Below are 11,272 nucleotides of genomic sequence, written 5' to 3'. Positions count from 1 at the left end.
ACAGACTCGGGCCGGAATCGGCGTCCGACCATCGAGTCTGCCCGCAGCAGCAACTGGTGCGCAAACATCCCGGTCGGCGCGGGCAGGTCAGGGCAGCAGCGCCAGCGCCTCGCGCATGATCTTCTCGGCGACCGCGGCGTCGGTGGTGACCCGGACCGTCGGCACCTGTGGGCCCAGCAGCGAGTCGGCCGCACTCGCGGCGAGAGCGGGGCCGACGATCGCGGTCAGCGAGGTGATGTCGGATTGCGCACCCTCGGAGCGATACACCTGGCCAGGCCCGGCGGCGAAGGCGGGGGTGGCGCTGGTGACCGAGCGTTCCGGGCCGTAGCCGAAGGTGACGATGGCCTCATGGCCATCGACGGTCAGCCTGCAGGTGGCGATGCCATGATCGGCCACCGGGACACGTGTGCCGAGGAAGGCGGCGACCGCGCACGGATCGGCCCCGGTGATCGCCGTGCGGTCGGAATCCGGCGAGCTTCCGTGGGCGGGTTCGTCCCGCCACTGGACCAGTGCGATGCGAAGCAGGTCCTCGACTGTCGCACAGGCATCCTGGGGCGCACGCACACTCAGCATGAGGTCGGCACCGGAGACGAACGCGGCGCGCGCGTCACAACTGTCGCGGACCTGCGGGTCGGCGGAGGTGGATGGTTCGTCGCGATAGAGCACCCGCACATCGCCCATGGCCCGCTCGACCACCGGCTCACCCATCGTTGGCTCCACCACCCCGTACGACGTCCCGACGCTCCAGGTCGCGGCGATCCCGCCCGGATGTCCGTCGACGGCGATGTTCGCCCGGCACTGATCAGGCTGCACATTCTCGACCTCGCTCACCTGTCCGAGCGCGGCGAGCGATTCGCGAGGCAGCAGCGCGCACACATCGATCGCACGCACCTTCTGGATGACGGCGAGCTTCTCGTCATCGGATACCGCTCCCGTGGACCAGAATCCGCCCTCGGGCATGGAATCCGTGGCCTGCCCGCCCTGACAGGCGACTGCCGTCAGACTCGCGGCGATGAGCATGAGAATCCGTCGCACAGTCGTTTTCCCTTCTTTGGCGCTGATGTCGAGGCCGCTTCGAACTGCCGGCAGCTGACTCGGTCGTCTCGTTCCGGTTCAGCGGGCGGGAAAGAGTTCGGTGGTGGCGCGCAGGACCGCTTCGACGTTCGCGCGGTCGGAACCGAAGACCCGGACGACGGGAAGGTTCGGGCCGGCATAGGTGTCGGGACCGGGTAGCTCGGGTCCGAGAACCGCAGCATAGGAGCCGAATTCGCTGTCGATGTCCGGATCTCCGTACGCCTTGTGGCCGTTGACCACGAACAGCGGCTCGCCGCGCACCACCAGACCCTCGCTGTCGTAGGTGTAGTCCACGTCGACGGTGCCATCGCGATAGCTGAACTGGCAGCCCCACAGTCGCTGGTCGAGCACCGGCGCCTGCACGCCGAGGGCGGTCGCCACCGCACACGGATCCTCCCCGAGCAGCACCGTGTCCGGGGTGTCCGGGGATGTGCCCTGGGCAGGCTCGTCGGCGAGTGCGCTCATCGCCTGGGTCAGCGCCGCCTGGGCGGCTGGGCACGGTTCGGTGCCCAGTGGCGTGCTCACCCGCAGCGGCAGTGTGACGGTATTGGCGAAACTGGCAATGGCCGAGCAACTCCGCTCGGTGAGCTGACCTTCCAGCTGCGGTGAAGCATCGAGATCGCGGAGCATGCCGACCGTGATCCCGTCGACCTCGTCGCGCTTGGTTTCGCCCCAGGTGTAGCCGCGGGGAGCCACCCCGAGCGCCCAGCTGATCTCGGTTCCCTTGCCGTGTTCGAGGGAGCCGAAGGTCGCCGAGCAGCTGTCCGGATCGTCGATCTCGACGCGCAGCGGCTCGCCGAAGCGTGCCAGAACCGAGCGGGGGATGAGCGCACACACGTCGATCGCGCGGATCCTGCGCAGAAGCTCCCAGCGCTTGTCGTCGGAGCTGGGAGCGGTCTTCCAGAATTCCGGCATCGAAGCGGCGACCGAGATCGGGGTGTCGGCGGGTTGTCCGGGCAGCTCGTCCTGGCACGCCACCAGGCCGAGCATGACGGCGACGACCATCGCCGAACGGCGCACCAGCATCGAAAATCCCCCTCGCACGGGGCATCCCCGCCTGTCCACTGCCTGTACCGGGTGCCCAGTGTGCCCGATCTCCGGTCGCGGAGCCGCATCAGGTCGGCCCGCGTCGTCGAGGCGCTCGCTCACCGCGCCGATCCGCCGGATGCCTGATCCGGCCCGATCGACGCCATGACGAGACCTGTTTCGCGAGAATCGAGCGCTGTCGGCTCCCTACACTACGTTTGTCGCGAATCGGAGCAGACGGCGTCGTCAGCGGATGGAGAGTGCACATGACCGCACCGGCCAGGGAACAGTGGGCGACGAGGGCGGGCTTCCTGCTCGCGGCGATCGGCTCGGCGATCGGCCTCGGCAACATCTGGCGGTTCCCCTATGTCGCGTACGAGAACGGTGGCGGTGCCTTCCTGGTGCCCTATCTCGTCGCTCTGCTCTCGGCGGGCATCCCGCTGCTCATCTTCGAATACACGATCGGCCACAAGTTCCGTGGCTCACCGCCGCTGGCTTTCCGGCGCATGGCGCGCGCGGCCGAGCCGATCGGGTGGTGGCAGGTGGCGATCAGTTTCGTCATCGCCGTCTATTACGCGGTGATCATCGCGTGGGCGATGCGCTATGTCGGATTCTCGGTGGGTCAGCAGTGGGGCGCCGATCCGGAGACGTTCTTCTTCGAGGACTTCCTGCACATCGCCGAGCAACCCGGATTCGCCGCGCCGTTCGTGCCCGGGGTGCTGTGGCCGCTGATCGCGGTGTGGGCGGTGACTTTGATCGTGCTCGCGCTCGGTGTCCGGCGTGGCATCGAAATCGCCAGCAAGGTCTTCATTCCACTGCTGATCGTGCTGTTCGTCATCCTGGTGGTACGCGCGCTGTTCCTGCCCGGCGCGCTCGACGGGCTCAACGCGTTCTTCAGCCCGGACTGGTCGAGCATCACCAACGGCAAGGTGTGGGTGGCCGCGTACGGGCAGATCTTCTTCTCGCTGTCGGTCGGCTTCGGCATCATGGTCACCTACGCGTCGTACCTGCGCCGCAAAGCCGACCTCAGCGGATCCGCCATGGTCGCCGGCTTCGCCAACAGCTCGTTCGAGATCCTCGCCGGAATCGGCGTTTTCGCCACCCTCGGCTTCATGGCGCACCAGACCGGGGTCGCGGTGAGCGAGGCGTCGACCAGCGGCCCCGGCTTGGCGTTCGTCGCCTTCCCGACGATCATCTCCGAATTGTCCGCTGGCGCGGCCTGGTTCGGCATCCTGTTCTTCACCTGCCTGGTGCTGGCCGGGCTGAGCTCGCTCATCAGCATCGTCCAGGTGATCGTCTCCTCGGTCCAGGACCGTACCGGCCTGGCCAGGGTTCCCGCGGTGCTGATCATCGGTGGTTTCACCGCCGTGGTCTCGATCGCGCTGTTCCCCACGCGCAACGGTCTGTACCTGCTCGACGTCGCCGACCACTTCATCAACCAGTACGGCATCGTCCTCGCGGCCTTTGTCGCAGTGGTCCTCGTGGCCTGGGTACTGCGCAAGCTGGGCGTGCTCAAACTGCACACCGACACCGTCTCCAGCCTGAAGGTCGGACCGGTGTGGGTGATCCTGCTCGGGGTGATCACTCCGCTGGTTCTGGTGTGGATGATGATCGACAGCCTGCGCCAGGAGTTCGACGAGAACTACGGCGGATACACCACGAGCTACGTGCTCGCCGCGGGTTGGGGGGTCGCGGGCGCGGCGATCCTGTTCGGTGTGCTCATGTCCCTGCTGCCGTGGAAACGAGCCGGCACCCCTGACGACGAAGACGGCACCCCCGCGGTGCCGGTGACCGAGGAGGCGAAGTCCTGATGTCGGCTGGTGCGATCACAATGATGATCATCTCGATCGTGGTGGTGTGGGGCGGGCTGCTGGTGTCCATCGCCCTGTTCCGCCGCAACTCCGACGACTCGGAGTAGGCGGCCCCGCCTATGCGCTGAATCACTGGCGATGCGATGCGGGACCAGTGGCTCCGGTGGCGCACAATGGGGGCCGCGTGTGTGGTGCGCGGCCCCGGCCATTGGAGTCGGTTTCGGCGCGCCGCAACACAAGCTGTTGTGTTGGCCGGAGTTGTCACCCACTACGAGTAGTGTTCAGGGTGAATCGGCTCGCGCGCGGCGAGGTGTGGGTAATGGTCTGGCAGAAAGGTGTGGAGGCGGAATGAAGCTCATCGATCGGGCGTCGGCCATCAACTGGAATCGGGTGCCCGATGAGAAGGACGCCGAGGTCTGGGACAGGCTGACCGGCAACTTCTGGTTACCGGAGAAGGTGCCGGTGTCCAACGACATCCCCTCCTGGAACACCCTGAGCCCAGATGAGAAGCAGCTCACCATGCGGGTCTTCACCGGCCTGACGCTGCTGGACACCATCCAGGGCACCGTCGGCGCGGTCTCGCTCATCCCCGACGCGCTCACCCCGCACGAGCAGGCGGTGTACACCAACATCGCGTTCATGGAGTCGGTGCACGCCAAGAGCTACAGCTCCATCTTCTCCACCCTGTGCTCCACCAAGGAGATCGACGAGGCGTTCCGCTGGTCGGAGGAGAACCGCAACCTGCAGCGCAAGGCCGAGATCGTCCTGTCGTACTACAACGGCGAGGACCCGCTCAAGCGCAAGGTCGCTTCCACGCTGCTGGAGAGCTTCCTGTTCTACTCCGGCTTCTACCTGCCGATGCACTGGTCCTCACGGGCCAAGCTCACCAACACCGCCGACATGATCCGCCTGATCATCCGCGACGAAGCGGTGCACGGCTACTACATCGGGTACAAGTACCAGAAGGGCCTCGAGCTGGTCTCGCAGGCCGAGCGCGACGAGCTCAAGAACTACACCTTCGAGCTGCTCTTCGAGCTCTACGACAACGAGGTGGACTACACCCAGGACCTCTACGACGAGGTCGGCCTCACCGAGGACGTCAAGAAGTTCCTGCGCTACAACGCCAACAAGGCGCTGATGAACCTCGGCTACGAGGGCCTGTTCCCCAAGGACGAGTGCGAGGTGAACCCGGCGATCCTGTCGGCGCTGTCGCCCAACGCCGACGAGAACCACGACTTCTTCTCCGGCTCGGGTTCCAGCTACGTCATCGGCAAGGCGGTCAACACCGAGGACGAGGACTGGGAGTTCTGAGGCGGTAGCGCCGGGTGACACCCAAGACGGCGGCGACCCCTCGTCGCCGCCGTCTTGTGCCTCAGCTCAATGCCGCGATGCCGCGGCGATCGATCTTGCCGGTGGGCGTGCGGGGTAGTTCGTCGACGAAGACGACATCGCGTGGTGCTTTGAAGCGGGCCAGGTGTGTCTTCACGTAGGCGCGGACCGCGTCGGCGTCGAGTTCCGCGCCGCGAACGATGAAGGCGGCCAGACGCTGGCCGAACTCCTCGTCACCGACGCCGACCACCGCGGCCTCGGTGATCGCCGGGTGCCGGTAGAGCAGGTCCTCGATCTCGCCGGGGAAGACGTTCTCACCGCCGGAGACGATCATGTCGTCGTCTCGGCCGTCGATGAAAAGCCTGCCGCCGGAGTCGAAATGGCCGAGGTCGCCGGTGCTCATCAGCCCGCCTCGCACCTGCTTGGACCCACCACCGGAATACCCGTTGAAGGCGATGGAGTTGCCGACGTACACGGTGCCGACCACCTCCGGCTCGGTGATGTGGGTGCCGTCCTCGGTGTAGAGCGCGACCGAGATACCCACGGGCGCTTTGCCGACCGTGCCCGGGGCGGCGAGCCAGTCCTGCGGCGTGGCGATGGTCGCGGTGCCGGTCTCGGTGCAGCCGTAGAAGTTGTAGATCACCGGACCGAACACCTCGATCGCCCGCGTCCCCAGCGAGGAGGGTAGAGCGGCGCCCGCTGTGAAGATGATCCGCAGCGACTCGGTATCGGTGGCGGACAGCACCTCTGGATCCAGATCGAGGATGCGGCGCAGCATCGTCGGCACCAGCACCACCATGTCGGCGCGATGCTCGGCGATCTGGGCGAGTGCCCGCGCCGCGTCGAACCTGCCGTGCAGCACGATCGTCGAACCGAGGTTCAGCGCCAGGATGAACTGTGACAGTGCGGTGCCGTGGAACAGGGGTGCGCACAGCAAAACGGTTTGTCCGCGCCGCAAGGGCACTCGATCGACGAATTGCGCACCAGCCAAGGGTGATTCGACCCGACGAGGGGCGCCCTTGGGTGTGCCGGTCGTGCCGCCGGTGAGCAGGACGAACCCGCCTTGCTCGGCCGGGTCGGGCAGGCGGGAGGTGGTGTCGGCGCCTTCGGTGTCGAGCAGGGTGATCCCGTCGGGCAGATCGGCCGCGAGCGCGGTCAGGCTCGGGTCGAGTGCGAGTGCGCCGACCTGTTCGCGAACGAGCACATCACGCAGCTGCGCCGCACCGAATCCGGTGTTCAGCAGCACCAGCTTGCAGCCGAGTTTCGCCGCGGCGGCCATGGTTTCGACCAGGCGCAGGCCATCGGGCCCGAGCACGCCGATGGTGTCTCGTGCCCGCAGCCCCTCGGCATGCCAGCGGGCGGCGATCGCGTCGGTGCGCTCGTCGAGTTCCCGGTAGCTGACCTGCCGATCATCGTGGACGACAGCGATGCGGTCCGGTGAGCGCCGCGCCGCGGTCCGGATGCCGCCGGCGATCGGCCCGAGAATGCGCATCGCACGGGCGGTCTGGACGACCTGATCGGGACGCCGGAGGTCGATGAGTCCGGCGCGCTGCATGGCGCGGATCTGTCGCGCAGATGTGCCGGCGGTGCGAATCCAGTGGGTGGGGTTCATGTCGAATCAGCCTGTCGGTCAAGGGGGTCGAGGTCAGAACACACGGTCAACACACCCGCGGCCCCGGATCGGCGCCCGCGGTCACCGCGAGCAGCCAGGCCACCGTGCCCAGCTCGGGGACGATCTCGGCACTGATGTGCTCCGACATCGGCACCCAGAACATGCGCATGTCCACTCCGCGCGCACAGTAGGCGGCGGCGATGTCGGTGATCGCCAGTTCGGCGGGCAGCAGCTGGTCGGTGGTCGAATGCCACATGAGCAGGGGCATGTCGGGTGTGTTCTCCGGCTTGCCGAAGCTCGCCTGCGCGAGACCCGCGTGCGCGGCCGCCAGCGCGGCGTCCGGATCGGTGAGGTAGTCGATGACCGGGCGCAGGAACGTGGTGCCGACGGCGGTGTAGAGGCAGCGATCTCTCAGGTCCTCGGCGACCTGCTTGCCTTCCGGAGTCAGATACTGCTGCAGTGCGCGGTCGAACTCGGGAAACTCGCGAGCCAGGCCGAGAATGGCCAGCCAGCCGGTGAAGTTGGCCTGCGGCTGCTGCCCCGAGATGGCGAACGGCGCGATCGCGACCTTGTCGCCGGGGATACCGCCCTGGGCGCTGCCGCGGATGTCGAGTTCGGGCGCGTAGTGCTGGCGCTGCTCGGCCGCCGACGCCGAGGAATTGCCGCCGCCCGAGTAGCCCCACAGCCCGATCGGCGAATTCTCGAGACCGAGCCCGCCGCGCTGAGCCGCGCGGATGCCGTCGAGGACCATGCGTCCCTCGCTCGGCGACATGATCGTGTTGTTCTTGCCGTCGAAATCGGTGACGACCACCGCTGCGCCCGCGGCGAGGAACTGGCCGATGAGCGCGATCTCCTTCTGCAGCCCGGCCCGCAGCGTGTAGGAGGGATTGCACTGCTGGCCCAGGCTGTCGATGGCCTCCTGATACGAGATCAGCGGGCGCGCACCGGGGCCGAGCCACGGGATGCCCGGCATCAGCACGGTCGTCGCGGTCGCCTGCGGCGCGTCGTGCGCGTCGGTGCTGCGCAGGAGCAGCTGGGTGGTGTGCACCGGGATCGGGATACCGAGCGAGTAGGTCTGCACGACGCGGCTGCGGATCACATCGCCGTTGGCGAAGGCGGCGAAATCGGCCGGGTCGTCGTACCAGGGATCGTTCTGCGGCGTCGGGACAGGCACGAGCGCCGGATACACCTGCGCTTCGTTGGGCAGGGGCGGGAGCTGGAAGTCCTGCGCGGCCGCGGGACCGGCGGTGACCAGCGCGGCGACGGCGACCAGCGGCAGGGTGCGCACACGGCGCCATCGAGATCGCGGTGACGGGTGGGTGGCCGTGCTGCGCTGCATGGCATCTCCTTCGGTAGGTGATCCTGATTACAGCACGCACTCTTGTTTAGAACAAGAGTGCTTGTTCTAAACAGGTGATCGGTAGGCTGAGCTGCGTGACCTCGACCGACAAGAGCCAAGTCCGCGCCCGGCGCATCCAAGGACTCGACGCCGAGCAACGCCGCGCGCGCAGACGCGAGCAGATCCTGGCGGCCGCGTTCGAGCTGATCGCCGCCGAGGGCTATGTCAACACCGCCATCGAGCAGATCTGTCAGACCGCCTTCGTCGGTAACAAGGCGTTCTACGAACTGTTCGACAGCAAAGAGGACTGCTACCTCGCGCTGCTCCAGCAGCTCAGCGAACAGGCGCAGGACCGGGTCGTCGCGGAGCTGGCGAAGACCTCCGGTGACCGCGACGCCATCGTGACCGCCGTCATCGGCGGCCTCGCTCACGCGCTGGTCGACGACCCCCGCGTCGCCAAGGTGACCTTCGGTGAGGCCAGCGGCATCTCGGCGAAGGTCGAACTGCAACGTCGCACCAACCGCCGCTGGGCCGCCCAGTTCCTCGAAAACCTTTGGCGCGACCACGAATTCGTGCCACCCGAAGGAATCGGCCGCGATCTGCACGCCCTGGCGGTCGCCACCATCGGCGGCCTGTTCGACACCGTCGCCGACTGGCTGCACACCGACGCCGGCGCCGCGGGCGACATCGACACCCTGATCCGCGACCTCACCGCGTTCATCGAGATCGTGCACCTGGGGTTGGCGGCGGCGCGGTCGGCGGGCTGAGGCTTGGTGGCGGTCTCGGCGGCGGGCCGGGGCCCTCGCTCTGCTGACCGGGTTCAGCTGAGGGCGACCACGGCGCAGGCGGCGAGAAGCACTGCCTGGAGCAGTGGTCGCTGGTCCACGGTTTCGCCACGCTGTGGCGCGAAGGCGCACTCGGCGGCTCGGAGCCGGCGTGGTCGCCGGATCCGGAACAGCTTGCCCGGGTCATGCTGGCGGCAGTGCAGTTCGACTGACGAGCAGACGTGTGCCGATCAGCGCGGCGGGCCGCCGCCAGGCGGGCGGCCGCCACCGGGAAATTCGCTGTCGGACTGGGTGTTCTGGGACTTCTCGGCGACACCGACGGTGAGAGAAACCGACATGGTGGTGGTGGGTGTGCCGGTGACAGTGGCGAGTTCGGCGTCCCAACCGTCGCCGAAGACGTTGTCGGAGGACAGGGTGACGCCGGACATGTTGCGGGTGCTGGTGGCGTAGCCGGGGTCAGCGGCGAAGACGGCCTCGCAGGCGTCCTGGGGGAGGGCGATCTGGGAGGTGAGGCGGGCGTTGTCGCCGGCCACGGCGGTGCTGAGGGAGTCGTAGACCTCGAAGTGGATGTGCGGCCAGCGGCCGGTGTAGCAGGCGGGGAAGATCGAGGTGAAGCGGACCGTGCCCGCCTCGTCGGCGACCTGGACGCCGCGCAGATAGTTCTGCTCGGTCACGCCCTCGCTGTAGAGGGAGTAGCCGCCCTCTCGATCGCAGTGCCAGACGTAGACGGCCATGCCCGCGCCCGCGGCGCCGATGGCCAGGTCGTACAGGTTCAGCGTGAGGTCCATCGGGACACCCTGGGCGACCCCGGAATACGCGCCGAAGCTGGTGGTGATGTCGGAGCGGACCACGCCCGACTCGATGAGGACGTTCGGCCCGTTGGAGCCATCGCCGGGGTAGGGGCCCGCGGTTTCCTGCGGTGCCGCCGCTGGGGCGGTGGTCGTGGTGGTCGTCGTGGATTCCGCCGCGGGAGTATCCGGCGACGTGCCGCAGGCCGCCGCCGCGGCCGCGACCCCGGCTATGCCGAGGGCACCGAATACCCGTCGGCGCGACATCACCCGCAGGTCGTGACCGAGTCCGAGATCGTGTTCGTGCATCGCCGCTCCTTTGTCTTGGCCGTGTCATCGACGACGGTAAAAGCGGGAACTGCGTCGGAGCTGGGGACGCGCTGGGAGTTCGCTGGGAGCCCGGCGATCAGTCGGTGACGTAGCCGTTGAGGCTGTTGCGCAGGTCGGTCAGGACGGCGCGGGCGGCGGTGAGGCCGGTGGTGTGCCAGATCTTGTCGTCGACGGCGAAGACGCGGCGGTCGGTCGCGGCGCCGAGCTCCTCGAAGTCCGTCGAGCGCAGGACCTGCTTGCCGTACTCCTCGCCGTCGGGGCCCGCGAACATCACGTAGATGATGTCGCCCTCGGCCTTGGTGGCGAGGTCGGCGCGGTCGATGTCGAAGGACTCCGCGCGCTGGGCGGTCGGTCGTTGCACGCCGACATCGGAGAGCACCTGGGCGGCAAAGGTTTCGGTGCCCTGGACCTGGATGGTGTCGGGGGTGAAGCGCAGGACCGAGGCCTGCGACTGGGCGGCGTTCAGGTCGTCGCCGAGGTCGTGCGCCTCGGTGAGATAGCTCCGCAGGGCGGCCGTGGCGGCGTCGGCGCGGTTCATCCCGGCGGCGTAGGCGGCGAAATCGGACTGCCAACTGCCGCCCGCACCGATGAGCACGGTCGGCGCGATCTGTTCGAGCGCCTCGTAACCGCCCGCGGCGGGCGCGATGTCGCCCAGGATCAGGTCCGGCTTCAGCTCCGCCACGCGCGCCGGGTCGGGGTGACCGATCGGGCCGACACTGGGCACCTCGAGCACCCCGTAGCCCAGGTACATCGGCTGCGGGCGGTCGCCGTCGAGAGTGACCGCACCCGCGACGCGCTCCCACAGGCCGAGCGCGCAGGCCGCGTCGAGTGCCGAACTGGTCAGTGCGACGATGCGCTGCGGGTCGGCGGGCACCTCGGTGACACCGGCGGTATGGGTGACCGTGCGGGTGGCGCCACCGGGATCGGGTGCGCTCGGTGTCGGGCACGCGGTGGCGGTGTCACGGTCGGCACCGACCACACCGGCGCCCGCGATGTTGGTGGTGGTGCGGATGATCGTGCTCGCGTCGTCGGCCTTGTCCGCGCACCCCGCGGCGAGCATCGCGGCGCACAGCAGCGTGGCGATGGCGACGATGCCGCGCGAGCGGGCACGGGCGCCCGGCTCGGCGGTGCGACGAAATCGGGTGCGTTCTCGGGCGCTCACCGGCATGCGCACGAGG

10 protein-coding genes are annotated in these 11,272 nt (G+C 68.1%); 4 read left to right on the top strand and 6 right to left on the bottom strand.

The window, feature by feature from the left end:
* Window positions 1-87: 87 nt before the first annotated feature.
* Together BOX37_RS23420 and BOX37_RS23415 are read right to left on the bottom strand one after the other, a co-directional pair.
* On the bottom strand, window positions 88-1,035 hold the full coding sequence (locus BOX37_RS23420) for a hypothetical protein (RefSeq protein ID WP_156910507.1): 948 nt from the start codon (window positions 1,033-1,035) through the stop codon (window positions 88-90).
* A 78-nt stretch (window positions 1,036-1,113) separates the two neighbouring features.
* Window positions 1,114-2,100 (bottom strand): hypothetical protein, encoded by a 987-nt coding sequence (locus BOX37_RS23415; RefSeq protein ID WP_156910506.1) that lies wholly within the window; start codon window positions 2,098-2,100, stop codon window positions 1,114-1,116.
* Between the two features lie 266 nt (window positions 2,101-2,366).
* On the opposite strand from BOX37_RS23415, the gene BOX37_RS23410 reads away from it, so the two are divergent.
* The 3 genes from BOX37_RS23410 (at window position 2,367) to nrdF (ending at window position 5,222) form a co-directional block, all read left to right on the top strand.
* The gene (locus tag BOX37_RS23410) at window positions 2,367-3,911 is read left to right on the top strand and encodes a sodium-dependent transporter (protein WP_071929516.1); all 1,545 of its coding nucleotides are present in this window, start codon (window positions 2,367-2,369) and stop codon (window positions 3,909-3,911) included.
* Complete coding sequence (locus BOX37_RS23405) at window positions 3,911-4,018, top strand: methionine/alanine import family NSS transporter small subunit (RefSeq protein WP_071929515.1); 108 nt, start codon at window positions 3,911-3,913, stop codon at window positions 4,016-4,018. The genes BOX37_RS23410 and BOX37_RS23405 overlap by 1 nt, the downstream gene beginning before the upstream one ends.
* 241 nt (window positions 4,019-4,259) lie before the next feature.
* A complete protein-coding gene (nrdF, locus tag BOX37_RS23400; RefSeq protein ID WP_071929514.1) occupies window positions 4,260-5,222 on the top strand; it encodes a class 1b ribonucleoside-diphosphate reductase subunit beta in 963 nt (320 codons plus the stop codon).
* Window positions 5,223-5,283: 61 nt separating this feature from the next.
* Here the strand turns inward: nrdF and BOX37_RS23395 are convergent, their stop codons facing one another.
* Window positions 5,284-6,852, bottom strand: coding sequence for an AMP-binding protein (locus tag BOX37_RS23395; protein WP_071929513.1), 1,569 nt, complete (start codon window positions 6,850-6,852; stop codon window positions 5,284-5,286).
* 46 nt (window positions 6,853-6,898) lie between these two features.
* Window positions 6,899-8,191, bottom strand: coding sequence for a lipase family protein (locus BOX37_RS23390; protein WP_071929512.1), 1,293 nt, complete (start codon window positions 8,189-8,191; stop codon window positions 6,899-6,901).
* A gap of 95 nt (window positions 8,192-8,286) precedes the next feature.
* Here BOX37_RS23390 and BOX37_RS23385 point away from each other — a divergent pair, with 95 nt between their 5' ends.
* Window positions 8,287-8,958, top strand: a complete 672-nt coding sequence (locus BOX37_RS23385; RefSeq protein WP_071929511.1) for a TetR/AcrR family transcriptional regulator — start codon at window positions 8,287-8,289, stop codon at window positions 8,956-8,958.
* Between the two features lie 248 nt (window positions 8,959-9,206).
* Here BOX37_RS23385 and BOX37_RS23375 read toward each other — a convergent pair whose 3' ends face one another.
* Entirely contained in the window at window positions 9,207-10,073 is an 867-nt protein-coding gene (locus BOX37_RS23375; protein WP_071929510.1) for a dioxygenase family protein, read from the bottom strand.
* Window positions 10,074-10,170: 97 nt separating this feature from the next.
* Window positions 10,171-11,262, bottom strand: a complete 1,092-nt coding sequence (locus BOX37_RS23370; RefSeq protein ID WP_071929509.1) for an ABC transporter substrate-binding protein — start codon at window positions 11,260-11,262, stop codon at window positions 10,171-10,173.
* Between the last annotated feature and the right edge of the window lie 10 nt (window positions 11,263-11,272).

Origin of the sequence: Nocardia mangyaensis (assembly GCF_001886715.1) — a bacterium.
GTDB lineage: Bacteria > Actinomycetota > Actinomycetes > Mycobacteriales > Mycobacteriaceae > Nocardia > Nocardia mangyaensis.
The sequence above is the reverse complement of the archived record's forward strand: the minus strand, read 5'-3'. Positions and strand labels throughout refer to the sequence as shown.